The sequence below is a fragment of the Bradyrhizobium sp. 187 genome, from assembly GCF_023101005.1.
In the GTDB taxonomy this organism is placed as follows: Bacteria; Pseudomonadota; Alphaproteobacteria; order Rhizobiales; family Xanthobacteraceae; genus Bradyrhizobium; species Bradyrhizobium canariense_D.
The window spans coordinates 5,227,414-5,253,364 of record NZ_CP064693.1 but is presented as its reverse complement, the minus strand read 5'-3'; the positions used below and the strand labels follow the sequence as shown (position 1 = coordinate 5,253,364).

Genomic DNA, 25,951 nt, shown 5'->3' with positions numbered 1-25,951 from the left:
GGAGGTCCTCATTCGGTGGGGACGTCGGTGGCAATCCATTCCATCCAATCGGAAGCGAATTCGCGCGGTGCGCGAATGCTGCGTAGCGCGCTTGGCGCGGCGATTGCCAGCTACCTCGAGGATGAAACGATCATCGAGGTGATGCTCAACCCGGATGGGCGGTTGTGGATCGATCGGTTGTCGAGCGGCTTGATCGATACAGGCGAAACTTTGTCCGCAGCAGATGGCGAGCGCATTGTTCGCCTGGTAGCGCATCACGTCGGCGCCGAGGTGCATGCCGGCGCGCCTCGGGTCTCGGCCGAATTGCCCGGAACCGGGGAGCGCTTCGAAGGTCTCTTGCCTCCCGTCGTGGCAGCTCCGGCGTTCGCGATCCGCAAGCCCGCTGTCGCCGTCTTTACGCTCGACGACTACGTCGCCAGAGAGATCATGTCCTCGAAGCAGGCCACAATCCTGAAGGGTGCGGTCGCCGCTCGTAAGAACATCCTGGTCGCCGGTGGGACATCGACCGGCAAGACAACGTTGACGAATGCGCTCCTGGCTGAGGTGGCAAAGAGTTCCGATCGGATCGTTCTGATTGAAGACACGCGCGAACTTCAGTGCAAGGCGCCCAACCTAGTAGCATTGCGGACCAAAGATGGCGTGGTGACGCTATCGGATCTCGTTCGGTCCTCGCTGCGACTGCGTCCCGATCGTATCCCGGTTGGCGAGGTTCGCGGTGCCGAAGCGCTCGATCTGCTCAAGGCCTGGGGCACCGGCCATCCTGGCGGCATCAGCACGATTCACGCGGGCACCGCGCTCGGTGCCTTGCGGCGGCTTGAGCAGCTGATCCAGGAAGCGGTCATCACGGTTCCGCGTGCCCTGATCGCCGAGACCATCAACGTCGTCGCCGTGCTTGCGGGGCGCGGCGCCGATCGTCGCCTCGCAGAACTCGCTCTCGTGACGGGGCTTGGTGCCGCCGGCGACTACAGCCTTTCACCAGCAGGAGACTGACATGCGTCCACGATTTCGTATCCTTGGAGAAGCTGCTTTGCTGGCGATTGTCAGCCCGGTTGTTCTGACGACAGCGCCCGCATGGGCGGCCGGCTCGAACATGCCATGGGAGCAGCCACTCAATCAGATCCTGCAGTCGGTCGAGGGGCCGGTCGCCAAGATCATCGCCGTCATCATCATCGTCGTGACCGGACTCACGCTCGCGTTCGGGGATTCGTCAGGTGGCTTCCGCAGGCTGATCCAGATCGTGTTTGGTTTGTCGATCGCATTTGCGGCCTCTAGCTTCTTCCTGTCGTTCTTCTCGTTCGGCGGCGGCGTGGTGATCTGATGGACGAGGCGGCCGCAGGTTTTGTCGTGCCGGTTCACCGTGCGCTTACCGAGCCGATCCTGATGGGCGGTGCGCCGCGGGCGGTCGCCATCGTCAACGGCACGTTGGCGGCCGCCCTTGGACTCGGACTGCGGCTCTGGATCGCAGGTCTTGTCCTCTGGTTCATCGGCCACATGGCCGCCGTCTGGGCCGCCAGGCGCGATCCCGCCTTTGTGGATGTCGTGCGGCGCCATCTGCGCATTCCCGGTCATCTCAACCTCTGAGTTCTCGGTCATGATGAACCTTGCCGAATATCGTCATTCCAATGCGCGTCTTGCCGATTTCCTGCCTTGGGCCGCCCTCGTCGACGAGGGCATCATCCTGAACAAGGATGGCTCGTTCCAGCGGACAGCGAAGTTCCGTGGACCCGACCTCGATAGTGCGGTGCCAGCTGAACTTGTCGCGGTCGCCGGTCGTCTGAACAATGCACTTCGCCGCCTGGGATCCGGCTGGGCCGTGTTCGTTGAGGCGCAGCGCCATTTTGCCGGCAGCTATCCTCCGAGCACATTTCCGGACGTCGCATCCGCGCTGGTCGACGCCGAGCGCAGGGCCCAGTTTGAGGAGGCCGGCGCCCACTACGAGTCCAGCTACTTCCTGACTTTCCTCTATCTGCCTCCGGAGGAGGGCGCGGCCAAGGCAGAGCGACTGCTCTATGAAGGGCGCGATCGGACCGTTGGAGCCGATGCTCGCGAGGTGCTTCGCGGCTTTATCGATCAAACCAGCCGCGTACTCGGACTTCTGGAAGGATTCATGCCCGAATGCGCATGGCTCGATGATCAGGCCACGCTGACCTACCTGCACTCGACGATCTCGACCAAGCGTCATCGGGTTCGCGTGCCAGAAATTCCCATGTACATCGATGCGTTGTTGGCGGACCAGCCGCTGACCGGCGGTCTCGAGCCGATGTTGGGCTCGGCCAATCTGCGAGTTCTCACCGTTGTCGGCTTTCCAGGCGCGACCACGCCGGGAATTCTGGATGACCTCAATCGCCTGCCATTCTCGTACCGGTGGTCGACGCGCGCGATCATGCTCGACAAGACTGATGCCACCAAGCTTTTGACCAGGATCCGCCGCCAGTGGTTCGCCAAGCGGAAGTCGATCGGGGCCATTCTCAAGGAGGTCATGACCAATGAGGCCTCGACGCTCCTCGATACCGATGCACACAACAAGGCGCTAGACGCCGACGCTGCCCTGCAGGAACTGGGTTCGGACCAGATCGGACAGGCCTTTGTCACCGCAACCATCACCGTCTGGGACGGTGCTGCCAATGCTGCAGATGAAAAGCTCCGCCTGGTCGAGAAGGTCGTTCAGGGCCGCGATTTCACCTGCATGATCGAGACAGTGAACGCCGTGGAAGCCTGGCTCGGCAGTCTGCCCGGCCATGTCTATGCCAATGTGCGGCAGCCGCCGGTGTCGACGCTCAACCTTGCCCATATGATTCCGATGTCGGCCGTGTGGGCGGGTGAGGCGAGGGATCTGCATTTTGGCGCTCCGCCGCTCATGTTCGGCAAGACCGAGGGATCAACACCGTTCCGGTTTTCGCTCCACGTCGGTGATGTCGGCCATACTCTCGTGGTGGGGCCGACAGGTGCTGGCAAGTCGGTCCTGCTAGCCCTCATGGCAATGCAATTCCGCCGTTACCCGAACTCCCAAGTGTTTGCGTTCGACTTCGGTGGTTCGATCCGGGCGGCCGCGCTCGCCATGGGCGGCGACTGGCATGATCTCGGTGGTGCCTTGTCTGACGGAGGCGATCAAGCCGTCGCGTTGCAGCCGCTGGCCTGGATCGATGACCCGTCGGAGCGCGGATGGGCTACCGAATGGGTCGGTGCAATCCTGGCACGCGAAAAGGTTGAAATCACCCCGGAGGTCAAGGATCATCTCTGGTCGGCACTGACGTCTCTCGCGTCCGCGCCGATGCAGGAACGCACCCTGACGGGCCTGTCAGTCCTTCTGCAATCGAATGCCCTGAAACGCGCCCTGCAACCCTATTGCCTCGGTGGCTCGTCCGGGCGCCTGCTTGATGCTGAATTCGAGCGCCTTGGGGAATCCTCCGTCCAGGCGTTCGAGACCGAAGGGTTGATCGGAACGAGTGCGGCCCCGGCCGTGCTAGCCTACCTGTTTCATCGCATTGGAGATCGTCTCGATGGGCGTCCCACGCTCCTCATTGTCGATGAAGGCTGGCTCGCCCTCGACGACGATGATTTTGCCGGGCAGCTTCGCGAGTGGCTGAAGACGCTTCGCAAGAAGAACGCGTCCGTCATCTTTGCCACCCAGTCGCTTTCGGACATCGATGGTTCGGCGATCGCTCCCGCGATCATCGAAAGCTGTCCAACACGCTTGTTGCTGCCGAACGAGCGGGCGATCGAACCGCAGATCACGGCTATCTATCGTCGCTTCGGGCTCAATGATCGCCAGATCGAGCTTCTGAGCCGGGCGACGCCCAAGCGCGACTACTACTGCCAATCCCGTCGCGGCAACCGGATGTTTGAGCTCGGGCTTGGCGAAGTTGCGCTCGCCTTTACAGCCGCTTCCTCCAAGACCGACCAAGCGGCCACTGAGCGGCTTCTCGCCGAGCATGGAGCGGATGGCTTCGTGCCTGCCTGGCTTCAGCACCGCGGCGTCGCCTGGGCCACGGACCTGATTCCCAGTCTCGTCAATCTGGAGAAGTCGCAATGAGGCGCCTTGGTCTATTCGCCGCTGCTGGCACGATCGCGCTCGCGCTTTGCGTCACGGCGCCCGCACCAGCGCAGTGGATCGTCTTCGATCCGAACAATTACGTTCAGAACGTGCTGACAGCCGCGCGCGAGCTGCAGCAGATCAGCAATCAGATCACCTCGTTACAGAACGAAGCGCAGATGCTGATCAATCAGGCCAGGAATCTGGCAAGCCTGCCGTATTCATCGTTGCAGCAACTGCAATCCTCGATCCAGCGCACCCAGCAATTGCTGGCCCAGGCCCAGAGGATTGCCTACGACGTTCAGCAGATCGATCGCGCGTTCTCGACCAGCTATGCGCCGGCGAGCGGCAGCCAGTCCAGCCAGCTGCTGATCAGCAATGCCCAATCCCGCTGGCAAAACTCGGTCGCCGCGCTGCAGGACTCGCTCCGGGTCCAGGCCGGTGTTGTCGGCAACCTCGATACCAATCGCGTCCAGACATCGGCGCTTGTGACGTCGAGCCAGGGTGCGAGCGGCGCCCTGCAGGCAACCCAGGCCGGCAACCAGATCCTCGCGCTTCAGGCGCAGCAACTCGCCGATCTTACCGCCACTGTCGCGGCACAGGGCAGGGCGCAGAGCCTTGAAGCGGCGCAGCGCGCGGCAGCCCAGGACCAGGGGCGCGAACAGCTCCGGCGGTTTCTGACGCCGGGGCAGGGCTATCAATCCCAGGACGTGCGGATGTTTCACTGATGACTGATGCAGGCCCATTCAAAACGTTATCGCTGCTTATGTCGGTCGGGGTGCTGGTGGTCGCAGGCTGCGCGATCCAGCTTCGTGGCAGAGAAGATGCCTCTGCGAAGCTAGAAGCCGAGCAGACCAAAGGGATTGAACGTTCCGAGCTTGCCCGCTGCCGCACCGTCTCTTCCGAAGATGCTGCGTATTATCAGCATTGCCAGAAGGTCTGGGCTGAAAACCGGCGCCGCTTCTTTGGCGGGCGGAACGGTGCTGCCGCGGCAGAAACCGCCGCGACACCCGTACTAAAAGATCAGAGCCGGATGCCGCAAGGATATCCGCCCGCCGGGGTGCCCGGGGAAGATAAGCCATGACAGGCACCGGCATCATCGACCAGTTCCTTGAGACATTCACCCGCTATATCGACAACGGCTTCGGGCTGTTGGGTGGCGAGGTCGGGTATCTCGCGACAACGCTTGCCGCCATCGACATCACGCTTGCCGCTTTATTCTGGAGTTGGGGCACGGACGACGACATCATCGCGCGTCTCGTCAAGAAAACGCTGTTCGTTGGAGTCTTTGCCTATCTGATCGGTAATTGGAACAACCTCGCCCGGATCGTCTTCGAGAGCTTTGCCGGCCTCGGCCTGAAAGCCTCCGGTTCGAGCCTCGAGGCGTCAGACTTCCTGCGGCCGGGAAAGATCGCTCAGGTCGGACTCGACGCCGGTCGGCCGATGCTTGATTCGATCTCGAACCTGATGGGCTACATCAGCTTCTTCGAGAATTTCGTCCAGATTGTCGTTCTCCTGTTCGCCTGGGTCGTGGTGCTGCTCGCCTTCTTCATTTTGGCGATCCAGCTCTTCGTCACGCTCATTGAGTTCAAGCTCACGACGCTGGCCGGCTTCGTGCTCATTCCGTTTGGCCTGTTTGGCAAGACTGCATTCGCGGCCGAGCGGGTCCTCGGCAACGTCATATCTTCCGGGATCAAGGTTTTGGTCCTGGCCGTCATTGTCGGCATTGGCTCAACGTTGTTTTCACAGTTCACGACGGGCTTTGGCGGCGCGCAGCCAACGATTGAAGATGCGATGACGCTGGTGCTCGCGGCGCTGTCCTTGCTGGGTCTCGGCATCTTCGGTCCCGGAATCGCAAACGGCCTGGTGTCGGGCGGACCCCAGCTCGGCGCCGGCGCCGCGATTGGGACGGGCCTTGCTGCCGGCGGTGTTATTGCGGCAGGTGCCGGCCTTGCCGCGGGTGGCGCTGGTCTCGCGGGTGGTGCGCTCGCCGGTGCAGGGCGTGGTGGGGCTGCCATGGTGAGCGGCGCATCCGCGGCGTATCGAAGCGGCGGCCTTGCTGGCGTTGCGGAGGCGGGTGGGTCTGCTGCGATGAGCCCGTTACGTCGAGCCGCGGCTGCATTCGCCGGCAGCGGCCAAGCGAGTGAGCCAGCCGCGAGTACGTCCAGCGAGGGGCAGCCCGGTTGGGCACGGCGCATGAAGCGCGCCCAGACCATTCGGCACGGCGCGTCAGCAGCAGGTCACGCAGTGCGCTCCGGCGATCATGGCGGCAGCGGCTCTTCTGTCGATCTCTCCGAAGGAGAGCGCTGACAGCCAGCCAACCGCCAATTTACCGCCCGCCGCCAGCAGGGCCTCAAACGGCACGCCGCACCAGTTCAAGCCAATCACGATCTCAGGGGCAACTATCCATGTTCAGACGACCTTCCGTTCACTACGGGCGTATGCCCGAACCGGTCACGCCCTACCAAAAAGCAGCGCAAGCCTGGGACGAACGCATTGGATCGGCGCGCGTGCAGGCCAAGAACTGGCGCTTGATGGCTTTTGGTTGCCTCATGCTCTCGGGCGGCCTGGCCGGCGGACTTGTTTGGCAATCAGCACAGGGATCAATCACGCCCTGGGTCGTCGAGGTCGATCGCCTGGGCCAGACTCAACGGGTTGCGCCAGCCAACATCGACTATCAGCCCACGGACGCCCAGATCGCCTACCATTTGGCGCGCTTCATCGAGGACGTCAGAGGCTTGCCGGCTGACGGCATCGTTCTGCGCCAGAACTGGCTTAGAGCGTATGACTTTACCACTGATCGCGGAGCAGCTGCGCTCAACGACTTCGCGCGCAACAACGACCCCTTTGCCAAGCTGGGCAAGGCGCAGATCTCGGTCGATGTGTCGAGCGTCATCCGTGCGTCTTCAGAGAGCTTCCGGGTCGCATGGACCCAACGCATTTACGAGAACGGTTCGCTGAGTGCGACGGAGCGCTGGACCGCGATTCTCACGGTGGCAATCGAGACGCCGCGCGATGCCGAACGCCTGCGCAAGAATCCCCTTGGCGTCTACGTCCGCGCCATCAACTGGTCAAAGGAGCTGGGGCAGTGATCAAGACGACGCGTGACATGTGTTCAAAAGGTCCGATCCAATACCGCAGGTTTAGCTCGCGCAGGTGCAAGCTCGTGGCTTTGAGGCGAGCCCTTTTGCCAGCTCTGCTGCTTGGCACATCGGCCCTCGCTGGGTGCGCCACCTACATTCCGCCGGAAATCAGCTATGACGCGGAGGTCCCGCCGTTGCCAGCGCCTCCAGCGGCACTCGATAACCGACCTCAGCCGCTTCACGTTCCACCGCTGTGGAAACCGGTTCTCGGTGGCAAGTCGGGGGCCAAGGAAGAGACTGAACCCGTGAGCCGGGTTGAGATCGCAAACAGCGCAGCGCGAGTCGAGCCGCGGAAAAGGGGATACTTTAACGCGGCGCAGATTTACGCCTTCAGCCCCGGTGCGCTGTACCAGGTCTACGCTGCTCCCGGACAGATCACGGACATTGCCCTAGAAGAAGGAGAGCAATTGACGGGAACTGGACCGATCGCGGCCGGCGATACCGTGCGCTGGGTCGTCGGAGATACCGAGAGCGGGAGCGGGGATACGCGTCGCGTCCACATCCTGGTGAAGCCGACCCGGGCTTCGATCGAGACCAATCTTGTCGTCAATACCGACCGGCGCACCTACCTGATCGAGCTTCGCTCCCGCGAGCGGCCCTACATGCCGTCTGTTGCCTGGTACTATCCAGAAACGGTTCGCGAGCGATCGCGCTCTGTCGCCCTCAGACCCGTCATTCCAGATCCGGCGCAGCGTGCCTTTCGGTACGCGATCGAGGGCGACAGCCCACCGTGGCGGCCGCTCGCGGCGTATGATGACGGGCGGAAAGTTTATATCGAATTCCCGCAAGGGATCGTCCAGGGCGAGATGCCACCGCTCTTCGTCATCGGCCCCGACGGCAAGACCGAACTCGTCAATTATCGCGCCCACGGCAATGTGCTGATCGTGGACCGGCTTTTTGCAGCCGCAGAACTGCGGCTCGGGGGTGAGCATCAGCAGAAGGTCAGAATTGTCAGGACTGACGGGAGGCCGTCGTCATGAACGCGCAGAACGAAAACAATCCTAACGGGGGCATTCCGCCGCAAACACCGGAGGAGCACTCCGTGAGCTTCCGGCTCCGAGCCGAACCTCCGCGGGTCACCCGATTGTCTCGCAAGGTACTGGCGGGAGGAAGCGCGGTTGCCCTGCTGGTTATCGGCGGAACTGTACTGTGGTCATTGCAAAGCAATCGCCCACGCAGCCACGCGCCCGACGAGCTCTATAGCACGGATCATCACAATCTTGCCGATGGTATCGAGGCGCTGCCGAAGGATTACACTGGAGTCTCACGCCAAACCGTGCCGCAGCTTGGTCCGCCGCTCCCAGGCGACCTCGGTCGACCGATCCTGGCCGCTCAAGGCCAGTCGCCGACGACCGGTGGAGACCCGGAACAGCAGCGCCGGGATCAAGAGAGCGAGGCGGCCCGTATCAGCCATCTGTTCGCTTCGACCAATGGCAGAGAAGTGCGTCCGCCTGCCGCTACGGCAGCTGGAGGCGACCGCGTCATGCCGCCGAACGCGACAAGCAGTGGCGACGAGCAGAACGGGCAGGACCGCAAACTTGCCTTCGTGAACGCTTCTGTGGATCGTCGCACAATTAGCTCTGACCGCGTCACCAGGCCGGCTTCGCCATATATCGTGCAGGCTGGGACGGTCATTCCGGGAGCCCTGATCACCGGAATCCGATCGGACCTGCCCGGTTTGGTTACAGCGCAGGTGACCGAAAATGTTTTCGACACGCCGACCGGGCGCTTTCTGCTTGTGCCTCAGGGAGCGCGTCTGATCGGCATGTACGACAGTCAGGTCACCTTCGGCCAGTCACGTGTACTGCTCGTCTGGACACGCCTGATCATGCCAAATGGACGTTCGATTGTTCTCGAGCGGCAGCCTGGCGCTGATACCGCCGGGTATGCAGGCCTCAAAGACCAGGTCGACAATCACTGGGGTGAGCTATTCAAGGCTGCGGCATTATCGACGTTTCTGGCGGTCGGGACCGAACTAGGTGCCGGCTCGGACGCCAACAGCAACGACAGCGCAATCATCCAGGCATTGCGACACGGCGCCTCCGACTCCCTTAACCAGACCGGACAGCAGGTGGTTCGGCGCAGTCTCAACATTCAGCCGACTCTGACCGTGCGGCCTGGTTTTCCGGTTCGTGTCCTTGTCAATCGTGACCTCGTACTTGCGCTATACGGAGGCTAACGGTTTGCCCAAGCTTAGAATAGGGGCACTGCCCGACGACAAGCCCGTCAAGGTCACCACTGAGATTCCAGCATCAGTGCATCGGGATCTCGTCGCCTATGCAGAGGCCCTGGCAATCGAAAGCGGGCAGCGCGTCGATCCGGCAAAGCTGATAGCGCCCATGCTGGCGCGCTTCATGGCCACGGATCGCGGCTTTGCGAAGGTACGGCGTGCGATTTATTCGCGAGAATTAAGCGCAGGATAGCGTTCACCCAAAAGTGTGAGGAGGCTCAGTAGGGCCGGGCTTTCGTTATCAGGTCGCCAGTGTGCGGATAAGCCAATCCTGCTAGCTCCTGTTCCATCGCGCAGTTCGCGGTAGACCAAGCCAGGGAAAGTCGCGCCCGTCTCCGACTCCATGACCAGGCTAATCCCAAGGCCCATGCTGATGAGGCTTTTGATGATACCTCTGCTGACATCGTGCCGTTCTATCCTCGGTCGGTCAGCGCATACGAGCTTGGATGTCAGCAAGTCCTCGAGTTCCGGCCCGGGATCGTGTTGGCTCAACAAAACCTTCTCATTCCTAAGGTCGGTCCAGTAGATACTATCGCGTGCAGCCATCGGGTGATCTTGAGGCAAGGAAATGAGCACCCGCTCACTCCAAAGTGGCCAAACATGGTTGCCCGGCAATGGCACCTCGCCCGTAAGGAAAAGAAGATCGAGGCTGCCGTTCCGGAGAGCCGTCGTTAAGCCAGTTTTTGATCGTTCCGCCGTGACTAGTTCGATAGCCGGAAAGCGACGCTTGAAGTCCAGCAATGTGGCGCGCAAATTGCCTGCTGACATAGATGTGCAAAACCCCACGCGCAGGTATTCTGGTTCGCACCCACCGCTGGATGTCCGCGTTTTCATAAGGGCATCGATCTGCTCCAGGATAGTTCTCGCAGCCCGCAAGACATTTCGACCGGCGGGCGTCAGCCTCACTCCGCTGCTCGAACGCTCGAACAGCATCATCCCGATGGACTGCTCGAAGTGCTTGATAGACCTGCTGAGCGCCGAATGGCGAACGGAGAGCAGTTCCGCAGCCCGTCGGAAGCTACCGCAATCGGCCGCGGCGACTGCGGATCGGAGATGATGGAGATCGACGTTGTTGATGGTGGCACGGTTAGTATCGCCGTCCTTTGATGCGTTGATATTCATCCCAGAGAGCCGAACAAGACCACATTTTCGACGGGCCAAGAATCTTTCGACCTCAGCTTTAGGTTGTAACTTCAACCAAGAGATGATGACAGATTTATGAACACAAATGCCAGCGTCCAGAAGCAATGGCCACGGTTGCGTAGGCATCCGTGATCAGTACAGCCGAGTGATCGTGCTCATCCTTTGCTTTCCAAGTGCGCAATTTGACAACATTCATAGCCGCCTACGAAATGAGACGCTCGCTGAGCTGACGGCGGAGAGGTGCGCGCCACCTAAGGGTGGCGGGAGCGGAGATGCGATAATGCCGGCTGCATCCGCCAAATCCATCGACACCCTACCAACTTGGAGGATCAGGAATGTTGCAAGGAATGCAAAAATATTCGCTCGGCGCCGCGGCGGCAGTTGCTCTTTTTGTAATTCCAGTCTCGGCGCTTTCCCAATCACTTGAGATTGTACCGGACGGCGTCCGGATGCGAGGTGGGGAATGCGAGCAATTGCGGCGAGCCTGCGAAAACAAGGACGTGCTAGGTGAGCGGGGCGAAGGAAATTGTCGGCGATACAGGGAGACCTGCCAACGGCCAGTTCGGAGGGATGCGTGCGCCGAATTGCGACAAGCCTGCCTCAACAAGGACGAATTGGGCGAACGAGGCGAAGGAAATTGCCGCAGGTACCGCCAGACCTGCAGAGGGCGCTTGTAAAGCGCTGATGGTCGGTGTGGTACAGTGATCCGCCATCGCTCGCGACCCCACATGCACAGCACCCCGGAGGCCGCCCCGATCGGCGGCTTTCGTTTATGTCGGGTCTAGCCTGCGACGTCGCCTTTGGGCCCCATAACCGAATTCGAGACGCATCTCATCAACGCCCGCTTCATGGGGCTGGAGCGGACGTCTGACCGCCATCTTCGCGCCAAGCTCCTGCTTGAGGATTATCGAAGCCGCGTTATCCCGCCGCGCGTTCCTGCTGCGCGCCAACGGAGCCCGTCATGTCGAAATTGGCAATCGTATTAGTGTCGGCATTTGCTGTCACTTTGCCCACGGCGCAAGATACTGCGTCAGGACAAAGGCGAGGGCCGGCCACTACCAGCACGTATGAAACACACCTTTTCCTATTTGATGGACCGATGCGAGGTGATGGCATCCGGCACCGAAGCCAGCCCACAATCGTCACCCCAACGCCGGGGCCATTGACCCCTGAGGCACTGGAGACCCCGACAAGATCCGGATCATTCCCGACCGCACTAACGCGAGCTGGCCCGGGGTGCGGCGCGTCTCAACATTTCCCGGCCTCCCTCCGGCCGAAGCCCTCGATCATACCTTAGATACGATCACAGCCCGCTACGGAGAGCGCACAACCAACATGGTAGCCATGCAACTCGAATATCCGCGAGGCTAGGCGCTCTCTGAAGTACCGCTGATGCATCTCTAGGGGACTTACAAGAAGGAAGCGGTGCCCTGTTAAGACATCTGCGGCATCTCAGCGGTCCCGTCCTCTAAGACCGATAGCTAGGGTCTGTACCTAATTAGCGAGTTCTGATTCCCTGGTGCCAAGTTGATTCGGCACGGGGGACTTCGATGCGCAAAGGACTGTTCTGGCTCAACGACAAGCAGTGGGCTCAGATAGAGCCGCATCTGCCAACAAACCAGACCGGCCCGGCGCGCGAAGACGATCGACGCATTATCAGCGGTATCATTCACATGCTCCAGTGCGGCGCACGCTGGCGCGATTGCCCGTCCGACTATGGCCCTTACACGACGATCTACAATCGGTTCAATCGCTGGGCTAAGCGCGGACATTGTCAGGCGATCTTTGAAGCGCTCGCCCGCTGCGGCAAGGACCGAGTGGCTTTGTCGATCGACTCCACCTCGATCAAAGCGCATCGCTCGGCGAGCGGCGGAAAAGGGGGGAGTGTGAACAGGCGATCGGCCGCTCGCGCGGTGGGCGGACCACGAAAATCCACGCGCTGAGCGACCCTGATTGCAAACCTTGCGCATTTCATCTCACTCCGGGACAAGCCGCAGACATTGCCGCAGGGCCGGCCCTTTTGAAGCTCGCGCCGCCCATGTCTTCCCTCATTGGGGACAAAGGCTACGATGGCGACGGCTTTCGCGCCGAAATCGTCAATCGCGGCGCGAAACCCGTCATTCCAAACAAATCCAACCGGGTAACCCTCCACAGCTTCAGCAAGCGCCTCTATAAAGGGCGCAATGTTATCGAGCGCTGTTTCTGCCGGCTCAAGGATTTCAGGCGTGTTGCTACTCGCTACGACAAACTTGCCAGAAACTTCTTGGCCGCCGTCCACCTCGCCGCTCTCGTCGCTTATTGGATCAATTGAGTCTGACCCCTAACAACCTCTGCAAGTGCAGCATACCGCGCCCAGCCACGTGATGGACTACGTCATCCAGCGATCGACCCCTTTGCGGTCAGGCTAACATTGGCCAGCGGCTTCTAGTATCCCTTTTTGAAGGCAGGCAATACGTTCGGTGCACTCACCGCCTGTTCGGCTTGTAGATAAACATAGCGAAGGCCGCGCGTTGTGCGAAGTCCCAGCTTTCGGTGACTAGCCATTGATTGGTCAGCCGTCAGAACGTCTCGGTGATCTTGCTCAGGCGAGGTGGACGATCCGGGTCAAATCCGCAGGCCCGGGCGGCCTGCTCGATCATCCGATAGGCCGGAATCAGCATGGTCATCGGGTCGGTGGCGGGATCATCCGCGGCCAGCCAGGGCAGCGAGCCACGCGGTCCGCCGCATAGATGAAGCGCGATTTTTTGCCCGCGCAATTCTTCTGCCAGCGCGTCCACCATGGCCGCCGTTTCATCCATCAGGCGCATGATGATGACCGGCGTGCGCGAGGATAACGCGGCGCGCGGCCCATGCTGCAGCTCGGCGGCGCTCAGACCAATGGAAGGCAGGCGCAGGATTTCCGAAAGTTTGAGCGCGATCTCCCGCGCCGAGCCCAGGCCTAGGCCCCGCGCCGCCACAAACACCGCTGACGCTTTGGTGAGATCGTCAGCAATTCCCGACCAGTCGAGCGGTAGCGCGCAGTGCAGGCGCTCGGGCAGCCTGTCGAGGGCTGATCGCAGTGCATGATCTCCCGCCAGCTCGGCAACAAGTCCGGCGCCGGCGGCCATCGAGCCGATCACGGTCTTGGTCGCCGCTACGGAGTGCTCCTGTCCGGCTTCGATCGGAACAACGAATTCCGCTTCGTCAGCCACCGGCGACGACGTCGCATTGACGATGGCGATGGTGCGGGCACCCGCGGCGCGCGCCGACCTGGTCGCCGCGACAAGATCCGGGCTGCGCCCGGATTGCGAGATCACGATGAACAGCGCATGGCGCAGCATCAACGGCGTGCGAAAAGCCGTGATCACCGAAGGAGCGCTGGCTGAAACGGGAAGGCGAAGCCGCGTCTCGACAAGGTATCTCAAGTAAACCCCGGCATGCCCCGAGCTGCCCCGGCCGCACACGACGCACAGGGGCGCACAGCCAATCCCAATTCGCTGTGCGATGTCGCGCGTGGCCGGGCGATTACCAAGGGTTTTGGCGACAACATCCGCGCTTTCTCCGATTTCGCTCGCCATCGCGGATGTCGTCACGGCTCGACCGCTCCGCCTTGCTTGCGCGCCGCTCCCATGGGATGCCGATCACGATGCGAGTCACGATCCGCGGCGAGCTCGGCAAACACGCGCCGAAGATTGCCGTCACAGTTTTTCAGGATGGTCTCGGCATCGAGGCTGTCGACACCCAACGCCAGCAGGCCTGCCGTCTTGATGTCTCCCTCGGCCTGCTCAAGCCAGTGTGCCGCGTGCGACGGATCACAGTGCGCGATTTGCGCCACCATGGCCTCGGCGCGCCGCTTCAGCTTGGCATTGGTCGGCTGCATGTTCACCATCATGCCGCGGTACACCCGGCCAAGGCGCAGCATGATTCCTGAGGAGATCAGGTTCAGCACGACCTTTTGCGCGGTGCCGGCCTTCATCCGCGTGGAGCCGGCAATCAACTCGCGGCCCGTCTCGATCAGCACCGGAAACTTTGCCGACGCCAGCAGTACGGTGCCGGGATTGTTGGCAACGCCGATCGTCACTGTACTAAAAGAGCCTGCCTGCTGCAGCGCCCCGACCGTGAATGGCGTTGTTCCGCTGGCGGCAACGGCGATCACAACGTCGTGCGGCGTGAGCCGCGCGGCATTGATCTGTGTGACCGCGTCATCGATATCATCCTCAGCACCTTCGATGCTGGTGACGAACGCGCTGTCTCCGCCGGCGACGATGAAGTGAACGCGCTCGCTGGGCCATGCGAAGGTCGGCATCAACTCGGCGCCGTCCTGGACCGCCACGCGGGCCGAGGTGCCGGCGCCGACATACACTATGCGTCCATGATCACCCAGCGCCGCTTTGGCGGCCTCGGTCGCCGCAGTAATCGCGGGAAGGGCAGGGCCGATCGCCGCGACTGCCGCAAGCTGGCCCTCCCACATCGCTTCCATCGCTGACGCGAGCTGCCATGCATCAAGATCGGCAAAGCGGGGATCGACTTCTTCGGTGGCCATATAATTGATCCATGCTCCATCAAACGCGGAACTTTGAAGCCTGCTCTTGGTCAGCTTCTCTCTTGGGCAGGTCTTTGTTGGGCACCTCAAGCCGCCCTCGCGCCACCAGTAATGCGCCGGCCGCCCCGTCGGCATCAGGACACCTCAGGCGCGCGCGCAGGTCTGGCGTCAGCCACGGCGTAATGGCATCCGCGAGCCCGCCTACCAGCGAGAGCCGGTCAATTCCTCTCGCCAGGAAAAGATCAAGCAGATCGCCAATGGCATCGGCCGCGCGTTCGACAATGCGACGGCCGACCGGATCGCCCTGATTGGCGTGCCGCATCACGATCGGGGCGAACGCTGCGTAGTCTGTGGCCCTGGCTTCTTCAGACCAGGCCACCGCCTGATAAGGATCATGATCGAAGGCGCCCAGCACCTCTGAAAGCAATGGGGTCAGCTCGCCGCGGCGATCCGCGGCCCGCAGCGCCAGTCGAACAACCTGCAGGCCGATGTCGGCGCCGCTGCCTTCGTCCGACAGGGGAAAGCCGTAACCGGCGAGACGGACTTCGCGGCCGTCGATCAGGCCGACACCCACCGAGCCGGTGCCGGCTACCACGATGGCCCCGTCCGCACCGCTATGGGCGCCGAGACAGGCCGCCAGGCCGTCGCTGATGAAGATGACCGACGCAAAGGGATGCGCGATCTTGTTGAGGGCCGCTTCCGCACCGCGGCGACCGAGACCGGCAAGGCCAATTCCGGCGTGCATCCGCGCGAAATCCTCGCGCGTCAGTCCGGCCTGTGCGGCTGCCGCTTCAGTGGCTTCCATGATGGACCGCCAAGCATTGTCAAAGCCAATCCGCGTCGTGGCGGGCCCCGCGCTTGCTCCACCGAGTACCCTGCTGCTTTCGTCCTCGATCCGGGCGCGGCAGCGGGTTCCGCCGCCATCAATGCCGAGATACGTGGTACCTTTTGTTCCCATGGAAAGTTAACGCGGAGATTTCTTTCCGGGTCCCGCCGAAGCTGCTTGGTGTACATTTGAGGGCCTTCTACGGGACTCGCCTCACGAGTCCGTGACTGCCATTCTCGGATCAATACAGATGGGCAACGCTGGTTATTCCGCTCCCACGATTTCCGCGCAGCACATCTTTGATGGTGCCGACATGCGCGGGCCGGGGTCGGTCAGAATCTCGCAGGGGCGGATTGAAAGCATCACCTTCGGCGAGGCGGAGGCGCGCGCCTCAATCCATCTTCCCGGAGACGCGATCCTTGCACCCGGATTCATCGACATCCAGGTCAACGGAGGCGGCGGCGTTCTTCTCAACGACCAGCCCACGGAGGCTGGCGTCCGACGCATCGTTGAGGCGCACCGCAAGGCGGGGACCACGGGCTGCTTGCCGACCCTCATCACCGATCGCAGCGAGGTCATCGAGCGATTGGCTGCAGTCGGCCAGGCTTGCCTGACGATTCCCGGCGTTCTCGGCTTTCATCTGGAAGGACCGGCCCTCAACAGGTCTCGCAAGGGCATTCATCCGGAAGCCGAGATACGCGTGCCGGATCGGCGCGATCTCGCGGCAATCAAAAGTTTTGGGGGGTGCGGCCGCTCCATGGTGACCTTGGCCCCGGAATGCGTGCCCGCATCCATGATCGATGAGTTGATCGGCGCCGGATTGCGTATCGCGGCCGGCCACAGCGACGCCACCGCAGCCGAAATCGGGCAGGCGGTCGATCGCGGTGTCTCGGGGGCGACCCATCTGTTCAACGCCATGTCGCAGTTGAACCCCCGGGAGCCGGGCCTGGTCGGCGCCGCGCTTGACGATGACCGGCTGTTTGCAGGGATCATCTGCGACGGCATCCACGTTGATCGCGCCGGTTTGCGCGTTGCGTTCCGCTGCAAGGGACGTGATCGATTGATGCTGGTCACCGATGCCATGCCACTGGCGGGCACCGACGACCGGCAATTCTTGCTGCAAGGAAGGCAGGTCACGTTGCACGAAAACCGCCTGACGGGTCCCGATGGGACACTCGCTGGCGCTCACCTCACCATGATCGAGGCGGTGCGCAATGTTGTTGCGCTGCTCGAAATCTCCCTTATCGATGCCCTCATCATGGCCTCTCGGACGCCCGCGGCATTTCTGGGCCTTGAGTCCGAGCTTGGACGGATCGCGCCGGGATACCGCGCGGATTTGGTCGCCTTCAATCGGAACTTTGAAATCGTCGGCACGTGGGTAGGCGGTGTCGGTTCGATGGGCAGAGACTTCACGCCGAAGATTGAAGGAGAGGACGCAAGTCTGCCGCCCGGTTCATAGCGGACCACCGACTCGCAACCCGACATTGAAGCGGGCGATGTTGCCATCTCTTCCCGCTGGTGGTTGGGAGAACCGAGCCCACCCCTAATCCCTTCGTAAACTTGTTCTTCTCACTTGATGAACTCAAGCAGGTTCGTATGGTGCTTGAAAGCATTGAAGATCATCTACGCGGCTGGAATGGTAGCAAGCAGGGACTCGGAGGCGAGCGGGTCTCCCGTGCAAAATTGGCGATTGAGCATGTGATGCCGCGGAAGTGGCAGCAGCATTGGCCGGTGCAGGGAATCGATGAGGAGGATCGAGATCGCCTCATACACACGCTGGGCAATCTTACCCTGCTGACCGGAAAGCTTAATTCAACAGTCTCTAACGGTCCTTGGTCAGGCGCAAACGGCAAGCGCGTGGGTTTTGAGGGTCACGACGTACTTATCTTGAACAGGGACTTGTTGAAGAGGGGCGGTAGCGAGTGGACAGACGCGGCCATCCGAGAACGTACCAAGAGCTGGTGCGTCTGATTGCGGAGATTTGGGCGGTGCCTCCGAATCATCGCTCGGGCTTTGCCGCCCTCGGCAGCGATCTGTAAGGAAGGTGGAGCTTACAGACCTGATCAATGCAGGTCATTTACACCCCCGGAATGTCTTTGATTCCGAAACGAAAGAAATACAGTCATCGCGTGGCAACTTTGCTGGCGGACGGGCGCGTGGAAGTCGATGGTCAGCCTTTTGAGACCGCAAGGGAAGCGGCGATCGCCATCTATGGAAAGAAGACCGGGGGATGGTGGTTCTTCCTGGCCGATCCGACATCGGGTCGCACGCTGCGGGATGTCCGCCGTGACTACATCGAAGCTATGGCTGTCGATTCGGATGATGACGATCAGGATGACGATGGCGACGTTGATGAAGCCTGACTCGCAGCTCGATTCGAGAGCTTAAGTCAAAATCCGGCCATGTGATCTTTAAGCTAAGCTGAGAATGGCGATGTCGGCCCCTCTTTCGCCCTGCGCGGGCGGATCGTTTCATCTGGGTGCGTGGATGATCGCTATCCCGCGTTGGCCTTCAACCCTGCCGCCTGGATGCCCGCCACCGCACACGCCTCGTCATTGTCCGATGTGTCGCCGGAGACGCCGACGGCGCCGAGCAGCGTCGTGCCGTCCATGATCAGCACGCCGCCGGGGACCGGCACCAGCGCGCCGTTGGCCATGGTGTTCACAGCGTCGATGAAATAGGCCTGCTCCTGCGCGCGCTGGAAGAGAGCGCGCGAGCCCATGCCCAATGCGAGCGCGCCATAGGCCTTGCCGTGCGCGATCTCGGCGCGCATCAGACTGGTGCCGTCCTGCGCCGCGGCGATCTTCAGCACGCCGCGGGCGTCGAGAATGGTGACGACGAGCGGCTTTAGCTTCAACTCGGTGGATTTCGCGAAGGCGGCGTCGAGGATCTTGCCGGCGGTGTCGAGGGTGAGGTCAGCCATGGCTGGTTTCCTTTGCAATGGGAGGGGTTGTGGATTGAATGTCGGCACGATCGAGGCTCATCGCCAGCACGCGCGCAACGTGAAGCGCGTCGCGCTGGGCACCGTCATGGATCTGGTGCCGGCAGGAGGTGCCGTCGGCAACGACCAGCGTCGCCTGGTCCGCGCGCCGCACGGCGGGTAGCAGCGAGAGCTCGGCCATCTCGATCGAGGCATCGTAGGTGTCCGCGCCATAACCGAAGGCGCCGGCCATGCCGCAGCAGCTCGAGTCGATGGTCTCGACTTCAAGGCGAGGGATGAGGCGCAGCACCTGCTCGACCGGCTTGAACGCGCCGAGAGATTTTTGATGGCAATGGCCGTGCACCACGGCCTTGTCGGCGACGGCGCCGAGTGGCAGTTGCAGCCGGCCGGCCTCGGCCTCGCGCACCAGGAATTCCTCGAAGGTCAGCGCGTGGGCGCCGACGGCCTTGGCATCATCGTCCTTGCGCAGCGAGGCGAGCTCGTCGCGCAAGGTCAAAAGGCAGCTTGGCTCAAGCCCGACGATCGGGACGCCGCGCGCGGCAAAGGGAGCGAAGGCGGCGACGAGACGATCGAGCTCGGACCTGGCTTGGTCGACGAGACCGGCGGACAGGAAGGTGCGGCCGCAGCACAGCGGACGGCTGCCGCTTGCGGGTTTCGGCAGATGCACGCGATAGCCGCCGGCCGAAAGCACGCGCAGCGCGGCCTCGAGATTTTCGCGCTCGTAGATGCGATTGAACGTGTCGGCGAACAGCACGATCTCGCGGCCGGTTTCCGGCCCGACCGCCTCGGCCGGCGGCACGAACACGTCGCTGCGGAACGCGGGCAGCGCGCGGCGCGCACTGATGCCGGCAAAGCGCTCGAACAGCTTTCGCAGCAGAGGGCTGCGGTTGCGCAAATTTGCCAGCGCCGCGAAGCGCGACGCGAGGCCGGCATAGCGCGGCAGGTAGCCGACCAGGCGATCGCGCAAGGTCAGACCATGCGAGGCCGCGCGCGCGGCGAGCACCTCGATCTTCATTTTGGCCATGTCGACGCCGGTCGGACACTCGTGGCGGCAGGCCTTGCAGGATACGCAGAGCTTCAGCGTTTCCATCATCTCGTCGGAGGAGAGCGCGCCTGCGCCGAGCTGGCCGGAGATCGCGAGCCGTAGTGTGTTGGCCCGGCCTCGCGTCACGTCCTTCTCGTTGCGCGTCGCGCGGTAGGACGGACACATCACGCCGCCCTCGAGCTTGCGGCATGCGCCGTTGTTGTTGCACATCTCGACCGCGCCCTGAAAGCCGCCGCCGGCCCCGGGATAAGCCGACCAGTCGAGTTTTGTCTTGAGCTCAGCGACGCGATACTCGGGCTTGAAGCGAAACAGCGAGCGATCGTCCATCCTGGGAGCGTCGACGATCTTGCCGGGATTGAGCACGCCATCGGGATCGAAGCGTTGCTTCACCTCGCGGAAGTCGGCGACGAGACGCTCGCCGAACATCGTTGCGTGGAATTCGGAGCGCACCAGGCCATCGCCGTGCTCGCCGGAATGCGAGCCCTTGTATTCGCGTACCAGTTCGAAGGCTTCCTCGGCGATGGCCCGCATCGCCTTGACGTCCTTCTCCAGCTTCAAATTCAGCACGGGCCGCACATGCAGGCAGCCTTCGGAGGCGTGGGCATACATCGTGCCGCTGGTGCCGTGCTTGGCAAACACCTCGCTCAGCCGCGCGGTGTAGTCGGCGAGATGTGGTAACGGCACGGCGCAGTCTTCGACGAAGGAGACCGGCTTACCCTCCTGCTTCATCGACATCATGACGTTGAGGCCGGCGGCGCGGAAATCGGCGATCCCGCTCTGCAGCGTGGGCTCGGTGATTTCGACCACGCCGCCCCATTTGCGCTTGTCGTTGTTCCAGCCGAAGCCGAGATCGCCCATCAGCTCGCCGAGCTGCTTCAGGCGCACGAGGTTGTCCGCCTGATCCTCCTCGGCGAACTCGACCACGAGCACCGCATCCGGATCACCCTTGATGGCGGTGGAGATGATGGGCCGGAACATCGCGATGTCACGGCCGAGCGCGAGCATGGTGCGATCAACCAGCTCGACCGCGATCGGCTTCAGCTTGACCAGATGCTGGGCCGCGTCCATCGCCTCGTAAAAACTGCCGAAATGGCAGATGCCGAGCGCCTTGTTGCGGATCACGGGCCACAGCTTCAGCTCGACCTTGGTGGTGAAAGCGAGGGTACCCTCGGAGCCGACGAGAAGGTGGGCCATGTTGTTGCGCGCATTGCGCGGCACCAGCGCATCGAGATTGTAGCCACCGACACGGCGCTGCACTCTTGGAAAGCGTGCGGCGATCTCGTTAGCCTCGCGGGCGCCAAGCTCGAGCATGTCGCGGAACAGGGCGCGCGCGCTGTCGTTCGCATCGAGATCGGAGAGATCGCGCGAGACCTCGCCGAAGCGGCTCAGCGTGCCGTCGGCGAGCGCGGCCTCCATCGACAGCGTGTTGTCGCGCATGGTGCCGTAGCGCAGGCTACGGCCGCCGCAGGAATTGTTGCCCGCCATGCCGCCGATGGTGGCGCGCGACGCCGTGGAGACGTCGACCGGAAACCAGAGGCCGTGCTTTTTCAGCTGGCGGTTGAGGTCGTCGAGCACGATGCCCGGCTCGACCACGCAGGTGCGCCCATCGACGTCGAGCGACAGGATCCGGTTCAGGTGCTTCGAGAGATCGACCACGAGGCCGTCATTGACGGTCTGACCGCATTGCGAGGTGCCGCCGCCGCGCGGGGTCACCTTCAATCCCGCGTCGCGCGCGATCGCCAGCGCCTTGAGGGCGTCGTCCATGGTGCGCGGCACCACTACGCCAGTGGGCATGATCTGGTAGAAGGACGCGTCCGTGGCGTACCGGCCCCGGCTGAAAGCGTCGAACAGGACGTCGCCGGTGATTTCCCGGGCGAGACGCGCCGCGAGGCCGTCCTTTTTGGCCGATTCCTGTGATTTTCCGGGCACTTCCGCCGCCATGGTCCGCTCTTGCCTGTTCGCTACCCCCGTCTTGCCTCCGGTCACGGCCCTTGGCAAGGCGAGCCCTGCTTCTTGTGCATTGACGGACCCCGCCCGGCGAGGGACAAGCCCGGCGAATAGTGATATTCGAGCGGCTTGCGCAGCCCCTTGAGGCCAAAGGGCGCGAAGTCAAGCTGGGCTCAAAGCCAAGACAGACTCAAGAGACCGGGAAGGACGCCGATGACCGTGCATACTGGAAGGCATTTTCTCCAGATTCCAGGACCCACCAACGTGCCCGACCGGGTGCTGCGGGCGATGGATATGCCGACGCTGGACCATCGCGGTCCGGAGTTCGCAGAGCTCGGTTTCGCCGTCCTCGCCGGCATGCAGCGGGTGTTCCGCACCAAGCAGCCCGTGATCATCTTCCCCTCGTCCGGCACCGGCGCCTGGGAAGCTGCGATGGTCAACGTGCTCGCGCCCGGCGACAAGGTGCTAATGTGCGAGACCGGCCAGTTCGCCGTGCTGTGGCGCGGTATCGCCGACAAGTTCAAGCTCGACGTCGACTTCATCCCGGGCGACTGGCGCCATGGCGCCGATCTCGCCGAGATCGAGAAGCGCCTTGTGGCCGACAAGCAGCACACGATCAAGGCGGTCTGCGTCGTCCACAACGAAACCTCGACCGGCTGCGTGACGCCGCCGCTGGAGGTGCGCAAGCTGCTCGACCGGATCAAGCATCCGGCGCTGCTGATGGTCGACACCATTTCCGGCCTCGGCTCGATGGAGTACGAGCACGATGCCTGGGGCATCGACGTCTCGGTCGCGGGCTCCCAGAAAGGCCTGATGCTGCCGCCGGGCCTCGGCTTCAACGCCGTCTCGGAGAAGGCGCTCGCGGTGGCCAAGGCCAACCCCGGCATGCGCTCTTATTGGGATTGGCAGGAGGTCATCGGCTTCAACAAGCTCGGCACCTTCCCCTATACGCCCGCGACCAATTTACTGTACGGCCTGCGCGAGGCGATCAAGATGCTGGAAGAGGAGGGGCTCGAGAACGTCTGGACGCGCCACAAGCGCCACAGCGCGGCGACCCGTGCCGCGATCAAGGTCTGGGGCCTGGAGACGCAGTGCGCCGATCCTGCCGCGCATTCGCCGGCGCTGACCGGCGTGCGCGTGCCTGATGGCCACGATGCCGACGCCTTCCGCAAGGTGGTGCTGGAAAACTTCGACATGTCGCTCGGCACCGGCCTGAACAAGGTCAAGGGCAAGGTGTTCCGCATCGGCCATATCGGTCATTTCAACGATCTGATGCTGATGGGCACGCTCGCCGGAGTCGAGATGGGCCTCGATCTTGCAAAGATCCCGCACAGGAGCGGCGGGGTGTTGGCGGCCATGGACGTCCTGAAGGGACGCGACGTGGTGCCGATGTCCAAGGCTCAGGTTGCCTGAAGGCTCAGCTTGCCTGAGCCAACTTCGAGAAAAGAGAGCGCGCGATGAACGCACCGACGACCGCCAACGAAGACCTGCTCTACTCCGTCACGGACGGCATCGCGCGGATTACCTTCAACCGCCCGCAGGCGCGCAACGCACTGACCTTCGCCATGTACGAGCGCATGGCGGAGATCTGCCAGGAGATCAACGCCGACCGCTCGATCAAGGCGCTGATTCTGACCGGCGCCGGTGACAAGGCGTTTGCCTCCGGCACCGACATTTCTCAATTCCGTGCGTTCAAGACCGCGCAGGATGCGCTCGACTATGAATCCCGCATCGACCGCGTGCTCGGCACGCTGGAGCAGTGCCGCGTGCCCGTGATCGCGGCGATCGCGGGGGCCTGCACCGGCGGCGGAGCCGGAATTGCGGCTTGCTGCGACCTGCGCATCGGGACTGAAACCACGCGCATCGGGTTTCCGATCGCGCGCACGCTCGGCAACTGCCTGTCGATGTCGAACATCAGCCGCGTCGTGTCGCTGGTCGGCCCCGCCCGCACCAAGGATCTGATCTTCAAGGCGCGCCTCGTCGAGGCACCGGAAGCACTGGCCCTCGGCCTCCTCAACGAGATCGTTCCCGACGTCGAGACGCTGCAGCGCCGCGCCGACGAGACCGCCAGGCTGGTGGCGAGCCACGCCCCGCTGACGCTTGAAGCGACCAAGGAGGCAGTGCGCCGTATCCGCCGCACGCTGTCGCGCGAAGAAGGCGAGGATCTGATCCTCAAGGCCTATATGAGCGAAGATTTCCGCGAGGGAATGGACGCCTTCCTCAACAAGCGCACGCCGAACTGGAAGGGCAAGTAGCGCGGACCCTGGCTTGGCTTCGTCAGCCGAAAGTCATAGGCAGCGGCATGCCCGCGTGCTTGAACTCGCTCGCATTAGTCCGCACAATGCGCCGATAAATTCCTGGCAAACAAAGCCAACAATAACCAGGGGACGAAACTCGTGCGAATTCTGATCCAAGCTGTTGGCGTCGCAGCGGCGCTATCGTCGAGCACGCCGGCCCTTGCCGGCTGGGAGCCAGCCAAACCGGTCGAGATCGTGGTCGCCGCGGGCGCGGGCGGCGCCTCAGACCAGATGGCGCGGATGATGCAGGCCGCCATCCAGAAGAACAATCTGATGAAGCAACCGATCGTGGTCTCGCTCAAGGGCGGGGCTTCCGGCGCGGAAGCACTGATGTACATGAAGTCCAGCGAGGGCGATCCCAACAAGGTGCTGATCGCCTATTCGCTGATTTACATGCTGCCGCTATCGGCGAAGATCCCGTTCAACTGGCGTGAGCTGACTCCGATTTCGGTGATCGCGCTTGACCAGTTCGTGCTGTGGGACAACAGCGCGGGTCCCAAGACGGTGAAGGAGTTCGTCGCCGCCGCGAAGGCGGCGAGCGCGCCGTTCAAGATGGGCGGCACCGGCTCCAAGCGCGAGGATCACGTGCTGACCGTGTTCCTCGAGCAGAAGACCGGCGCGAAATTCTCCTATCTGCCCTACAAGTCCGGCGGCGAGGCCGCGACCCAGCTCGTCGGCAACCACACCGAATCCAACGTCAACAATCCATCCGAAAATCTCGAGGTCTGGCGCGCGGGCCAGGTGCGTCCGCTCTGCGTGTTCGACAAAGAGCGAATCTCCTACACCAGTAAAGTGACGGAGACGCAGTCCTGGGCCGACATCCCGACCTGCAAGGAGGAGGGCGTCGATGTACAGTATCTGATGCTGCGCGCGATGTTCCTGCCCGGCAAGGTCACGGCGGAACAGCAGGCCTTCTATGTCGAGCTGTTCCACAAGGTGACGCAGACCGCGGAATACAAGGACTACATGGAAAAGCAGGCGCTGAAGCCGATCTTCCTCACCGGCAAGGACATGGTGCAATTCCTCGAGGAGGACGATGCAGTCAACAAGTCGCTGATGACGGAAGCCGGATTCGTCGCGAAGTAGCGGCCTCTTCTCGCTCGCCCCGTTCTTACGGAGGCGCGACGAGCTTCGCTCGCGCTGGGAGGGTTGGGGTGAGGACTCTCTCCGCGAGTCCAACTCTCACCCTCCCCGTCGAGACTTCCCCTCACCCCGACCTCTCCCCACAAGGGGGGAGAGGGGGAATTGAACTTACTCCGTCCGAAACGGCTCATGCCCCAGACTGATCTTGAAATCGTCGTCGACGATCCGACCGCGCCCGAACACGACTCGCCTTCCGTCGTCTCCTCCGGCACGATCGAGATATTCGTCTGTCTCTTGCTGCTCGCGCTGGCCGCCACGCTCGGCTACGACAATTGGCGCACCGGCGCCTCCTGGGATTCGACCGGGCCGGAGCCCGGCTATTTCCCGTTCTACCTCTCCGTCATTCTCGGTGGTGCCAGCCTCTACGGCCTGATCGTGGCGCTGGTCGCGCACCGCGCGGCACCCGGAACCTTCGTCACGCGCGCGCAAGCCCGCCGCGTCATGGCGGTGTTCGTACCGACGCTGCTGTTCTGCCTGGCGACGCAGTTTCTCGGCCTCTATGTCGCGAGCTTCCTGCTGATCGCGAGCTTCATGCGTCTCGTCGGCAAGATCGCGCTGTGGAAGTCGCTGCTCACTGCTATCGTATTCACGGCGATCATGTTCGTTACCTTCGACATCGCCTTCGACGTCATCATGCCGAAAGGGCCGCTCGAAGCGGCCTTCGGCCACTAAGGCGGGCCC

The 25,951-nt window shown here is 62.6% G+C and carries 24 protein-coding genes and 1 pseudogene; 19 read left to right on the top strand and 6 right to left on the bottom strand.

Annotation, left to right across the window (positions count from 1 at the left end):
• Positions 1-75 precede the first annotated feature (75 nt).
• The 11 genes from trbB (at position 76) to IVB19_RS25310 (ending at position 9,599) form a co-directional block, all read left to right on the top strand.
• Positions 76-990 (top strand): P-type conjugative transfer ATPase TrbB, encoded by a 915-nt coding sequence (gene trbB / locus IVB19_RS25360; protein WP_247821704.1) that lies wholly within the window; start codon positions 76-78, stop codon positions 988-990.
• A 1-nt stretch (position 991) separates the two neighbouring features.
• The gene (locus IVB19_RS25355) at positions 992-1,318 is read left to right on the top strand and encodes a TrbC/VirB2 family type IV secretion system protein (RefSeq protein WP_051112975.1); all 327 of its coding nucleotides are present in this window, start codon (positions 992-994) and stop codon (positions 1,316-1,318) included.
• Positions 1,318-1,581 carry a VirB3 family type IV secretion system protein gene (locus tag IVB19_RS25350; RefSeq protein ID WP_018454774.1) on the top strand — a complete coding sequence of 88 codons (264 nt, stop codon included), beginning with the start codon at positions 1,318-1,320 and terminating at the stop codon, positions 1,579-1,581. The genes IVB19_RS25355 and IVB19_RS25350 overlap by 1 nt, the downstream gene beginning before the upstream one ends.
• A 10-nt stretch (positions 1,582-1,591) precedes the next feature.
• Positions 1,592-4,033 carry a conjugal transfer protein TrbE gene (gene trbE / locus IVB19_RS25345; protein WP_247820007.1) on the top strand — a complete coding sequence of 814 codons (2,442 nt, stop codon included), beginning with the start codon at positions 1,592-1,594 and terminating at the stop codon, positions 4,031-4,033.
• Positions 4,030-4,761, top strand: coding sequence for a P-type conjugative transfer protein TrbJ (gene trbJ / locus IVB19_RS25340; protein WP_247820006.1), 732 nt, complete (start codon positions 4,030-4,032; stop codon positions 4,759-4,761). The genes trbE and trbJ overlap by 4 nt, the downstream gene beginning before the upstream one ends.
• Entirely contained in the window at positions 4,761-5,117 is a 357-nt protein-coding gene (trbK-alt, locus tag IVB19_RS25335; RefSeq protein WP_247334645.1) for a putative entry exclusion protein TrbK-alt, read from the top strand. The genes trbJ and trbK-alt overlap by 1 nt, the downstream gene beginning before the upstream one ends.
• The gene (trbL, locus tag IVB19_RS25330) at positions 5,114-6,343 is read left to right on the top strand and encodes a P-type conjugative transfer protein TrbL (RefSeq protein ID WP_247820005.1); all 1,230 of its coding nucleotides are present in this window, start codon (positions 5,114-5,116) and stop codon (positions 6,341-6,343) included. The genes trbK-alt and trbL overlap by 4 nt, the downstream gene beginning before the upstream one ends.
• A 98-nt stretch (positions 6,344-6,441) precedes the next feature.
• Positions 6,442-7,125 carry a conjugal transfer protein TrbF gene (gene trbF / locus IVB19_RS25325; RefSeq protein ID WP_247456319.1) on the top strand — a complete coding sequence of 228 codons (684 nt, stop codon included), beginning with the start codon at positions 6,442-6,444 and terminating at the stop codon, positions 7,123-7,125.
• Between the two features lie 17 nt (positions 7,126-7,142).
• Positions 7,143-8,156: a P-type conjugative transfer protein TrbG gene (gene trbG, locus IVB19_RS25320; protein ID WP_247456318.1), complete on the top strand. Its 1,014-nt coding sequence runs from the start codon at positions 7,143-7,145 to the stop codon at positions 8,154-8,156.
• Positions 8,153-9,355, top strand: a complete 1,203-nt coding sequence (locus IVB19_RS25315; RefSeq protein WP_247361552.1) for a TraB/TrbI/VirB10 family type IV secretion system protein — start codon at positions 8,153-8,155, stop codon at positions 9,353-9,355. The genes trbG and IVB19_RS25315 overlap by 4 nt, the downstream gene beginning before the upstream one ends.
• A gap of 4 nt (positions 9,356-9,359) precedes the next feature.
• The gene (locus IVB19_RS25310; RefSeq protein ID WP_247364588.1) at positions 9,360-9,599 is read left to right on the top strand and encodes a DUF2274 domain-containing protein; all 240 of its coding nucleotides are present in this window, start codon (positions 9,360-9,362) and stop codon (positions 9,597-9,599) included.
• Here the strand turns inward: IVB19_RS25310 and IVB19_RS25305 are convergent.
• A complete protein-coding gene (locus IVB19_RS25305; protein ID WP_247361554.1) occupies positions 9,572-10,528 on the bottom strand; it encodes a LysR family transcriptional regulator in 957 nt (318 codons plus the stop codon). The genes IVB19_RS25310 and IVB19_RS25305 overlap by 28 nt on opposite strands.
• 1,571 nt (positions 10,529-12,099) lie before the next feature.
• Between IVB19_RS25305 and IVB19_RS25295 the strand changes: the two are divergent.
• Positions 12,100-12,860, top strand: a pseudogene (locus tag IVB19_RS25295) (IS5 family transposase).
• A 247-nt stretch (positions 12,861-13,107) separates the two neighbouring features.
• Here the strand turns inward: IVB19_RS25295 and IVB19_RS25290 are convergent.
• Genes IVB19_RS25290 through IVB19_RS25280 form a run of 3 tightly spaced genes read right to left on the bottom strand, consistent with a single transcriptional unit; the run spans position 13,108 to position 16,029 of the window.
• Positions 13,108-14,106 (bottom strand): SIS domain-containing protein, encoded by a 999-nt coding sequence (locus IVB19_RS25290; protein ID WP_247361558.1) that lies wholly within the window; start codon positions 14,104-14,106, stop codon positions 13,108-13,110.
• Positions 14,107-14,117: 11 nt separating this feature from the next.
• Positions 14,118-15,071 (bottom strand): N-acetylmuramic acid 6-phosphate etherase, encoded by a 954-nt coding sequence (locus tag IVB19_RS25285; RefSeq protein WP_247820004.1) that lies wholly within the window; start codon positions 15,069-15,071, stop codon positions 14,118-14,120.
• A gap of 19 nt (positions 15,072-15,090) precedes the next feature.
• Entirely contained in the window at positions 15,091-16,029 is a 939-nt protein-coding gene (locus tag IVB19_RS25280) for a glucosamine kinase nucleotide-binding domain-containing protein (RefSeq protein ID WP_247820003.1), read from the bottom strand.
• A gap of 118 nt (positions 16,030-16,147) precedes the next feature.
• Here IVB19_RS25280 and nagA point away from each other — a divergent pair, with 118 nt between their 5' ends.
• The 3 genes from nagA (at position 16,148) to IVB19_RS25265 (ending at position 18,260) form a co-directional block, all read left to right on the top strand.
• A complete protein-coding gene (gene nagA, locus IVB19_RS25275) occupies positions 16,148-17,356 on the top strand; it encodes an N-acetylglucosamine-6-phosphate deacetylase (RefSeq protein ID WP_247361562.1) in 1,209 nt (402 codons plus the stop codon).
• A 137-nt stretch (positions 17,357-17,493) separates the two neighbouring features.
• Positions 17,494-17,868 carry an HNH endonuclease family protein gene (locus IVB19_RS25270; RefSeq protein WP_247820002.1) on the top strand — a complete coding sequence of 125 codons (375 nt, stop codon included), beginning with the start codon at positions 17,494-17,496 and terminating at the stop codon, positions 17,866-17,868.
• A gap of 95 nt (positions 17,869-17,963) precedes the next feature.
• Positions 17,964-18,260, top strand: a complete 297-nt coding sequence (locus tag IVB19_RS25265) for a hypothetical protein (protein ID WP_247820001.1) — start codon at positions 17,964-17,966, stop codon at positions 18,258-18,260.
• A gap of 131 nt (positions 18,261-18,391) precedes the next feature.
• Here the strand turns inward: IVB19_RS25265 and IVB19_RS25260 are convergent, their stop codons facing one another.
• Complete coding sequence (locus tag IVB19_RS25260) at positions 18,392-18,820, bottom strand: GlcG/HbpS family heme-binding protein (RefSeq protein ID WP_247531683.1); 429 nt, start codon at positions 18,818-18,820, stop codon at positions 18,392-18,394.
• The gene (locus IVB19_RS25255) at positions 18,813-21,824 is read right to left on the bottom strand and encodes an FAD-binding and (Fe-S)-binding domain-containing protein (protein WP_247820000.1); all 3,012 of its coding nucleotides are present in this window, start codon (positions 21,822-21,824) and stop codon (positions 18,813-18,815) included. The genes IVB19_RS25260 and IVB19_RS25255 overlap by 8 nt, the downstream gene beginning before the upstream one ends.
• 219 nt (positions 21,825-22,043) lie before the next feature.
• Here IVB19_RS25255 and IVB19_RS25250 point away from each other — a divergent pair, with 219 nt between their 5' ends.
• The 4 genes from IVB19_RS25250 (at position 22,044) to IVB19_RS25235 (ending at position 25,942) form a co-directional block, all read left to right on the top strand.
• Positions 22,044-23,243, top strand: a complete 1,200-nt coding sequence (locus IVB19_RS25250; RefSeq protein WP_247789809.1) for a pyridoxal-phosphate-dependent aminotransferase family protein — start codon at positions 22,044-22,046, stop codon at positions 23,241-23,243.
• A gap of 44 nt (positions 23,244-23,287) precedes the next feature.
• Complete coding sequence (locus IVB19_RS25245) at positions 23,288-24,085, top strand: enoyl-CoA hydratase/isomerase family protein (protein WP_231190537.1); 798 nt, start codon at positions 23,288-23,290, stop codon at positions 24,083-24,085.
• A gap of 141 nt (positions 24,086-24,226) precedes the next feature.
• Entirely contained in the window at positions 24,227-25,213 is a 987-nt protein-coding gene (locus tag IVB19_RS25240; protein WP_524536682.1) for a Bug family tripartite tricarboxylate transporter substrate binding protein, read from the top strand.
• 186 nt (positions 25,214-25,399) lie between these two features.
• The gene (locus tag IVB19_RS25235; protein ID WP_247819999.1) at positions 25,400-25,942 is read left to right on the top strand and encodes a tripartite tricarboxylate transporter TctB family protein; all 543 of its coding nucleotides are present in this window, start codon (positions 25,400-25,402) and stop codon (positions 25,940-25,942) included.
• Positions 25,943-25,951 lie beyond the last annotated feature (9 nt).

What these genes read in the sequence shown, in the direction of transcription:
- trbB (WP_247821704.1), top strand. Translation starts at nt 76, where the DNA reads ATGCTGCGTAGCGCGCTTGGCGCGGCGATTGCCAGCTACCTCGAGGAT.
- IVB19_RS25355 (WP_051112975.1), top strand. Translation starts at nt 992, where the DNA reads ATGCGTCCACGATTTCGTATCCTTGGAGAAGCTGCTTTGCTGGCGATT.
- IVB19_RS25350 (WP_018454774.1), top strand. Translation starts at nt 1,318, where the DNA reads ATGGACGAGGCGGCCGCAGGTTTTGTCGTGCCGGTTCACCGTGCGCTT.
- trbE (WP_247820007.1), top strand. Translation starts at nt 1,592, where the DNA reads ATGATGAACCTTGCCGAATATCGTCATTCCAATGCGCGTCTTGCCGAT.
- trbJ (WP_247820006.1), top strand. Translation starts at nt 4,030, where the DNA reads ATGAGGCGCCTTGGTCTATTCGCCGCTGCTGGCACGATCGCGCTCGCG.
- trbK-alt (WP_247334645.1), top strand. Translation starts at nt 4,761, where the DNA reads ATGACTGATGCAGGCCCATTCAAAACGTTATCGCTGCTTATGTCGGTC.
- trbL (WP_247820005.1), top strand. Translation starts at nt 5,114, where the DNA reads ATGACAGGCACCGGCATCATCGACCAGTTCCTTGAGACATTCACCCGC.
- trbF (WP_247456319.1), top strand. Translation starts at nt 6,442, where the DNA reads ATGTTCAGACGACCTTCCGTTCACTACGGGCGTATGCCCGAACCGGTC.
- trbG (WP_247456318.1), top strand. Translation starts at nt 7,143, where the DNA reads ATGTGTTCAAAAGGTCCGATCCAATACCGCAGGTTTAGCTCGCGCAGG.
- IVB19_RS25315 (WP_247361552.1), top strand. Translation starts at nt 8,153, where the DNA reads ATGAACGCGCAGAACGAAAACAATCCTAACGGGGGCATTCCGCCGCAA.
- IVB19_RS25305 (WP_247361554.1), bottom strand. Translation starts at nt 10,528, where the DNA reads ATGAATATCAACGCATCAAAGGACGGCGATACTAACCGTGCCACCATC.
- IVB19_RS25290 (WP_247361558.1), bottom strand. Translation starts at nt 14,106, where the DNA reads ATGGCGAGCGAAATCGGAGAAAGCGCGGATGTTGTCGCCAAAACCCTT.
- IVB19_RS25285 (WP_247820004.1), bottom strand. Translation starts at nt 15,071, where the DNA reads ATGGCCACCGAAGAAGTCGATCCCCGCTTTGCCGATCTTGATGCATGG.
- IVB19_RS25280 (WP_247820003.1), bottom strand. Translation starts at nt 16,029, where the DNA reads ATGGGAACAAAAGGTACCACGTATCTCGGCATTGATGGCGGCGGAACC.
- nagA (WP_247361562.1), top strand. Translation starts at nt 16,148, where the DNA reads ATGGGCAACGCTGGTTATTCCGCTCCCACGATTTCCGCGCAGCACATC.
- IVB19_RS25270 (WP_247820002.1), top strand. Translation starts at nt 17,494, where the DNA reads ATGGTGCTTGAAAGCATTGAAGATCATCTACGCGGCTGGAATGGTAGC.
- IVB19_RS25265 (WP_247820001.1), top strand. Translation starts at nt 17,964, where the DNA reads ATGCAGGTCATTTACACCCCCGGAATGTCTTTGATTCCGAAACGAAAG.
- IVB19_RS25260 (WP_247531683.1), bottom strand. Translation starts at nt 18,820, where the DNA reads ATGGCTGACCTCACCCTCGACACCGCCGGCAAGATCCTCGACGCCGCC.
- IVB19_RS25255 (WP_247820000.1), bottom strand. Translation starts at nt 21,824, where the DNA reads ATGGCGGCGGAAGTGCCCGGAAAATCACAGGAATCGGCCAAAAAGGAC.
- IVB19_RS25250 (WP_247789809.1), top strand. Translation starts at nt 22,044, where the DNA reads ATGACCGTGCATACTGGAAGGCATTTTCTCCAGATTCCAGGACCCACC.
- IVB19_RS25245 (WP_231190537.1), top strand. Translation starts at nt 23,288, where the DNA reads ATGAACGCACCGACGACCGCCAACGAAGACCTGCTCTACTCCGTCACG.
- IVB19_RS25235 (WP_247819999.1), top strand. Translation starts at nt 25,400, where the DNA reads ATGCCCCAGACTGATCTTGAAATCGTCGTCGACGATCCGACCGCGCCC.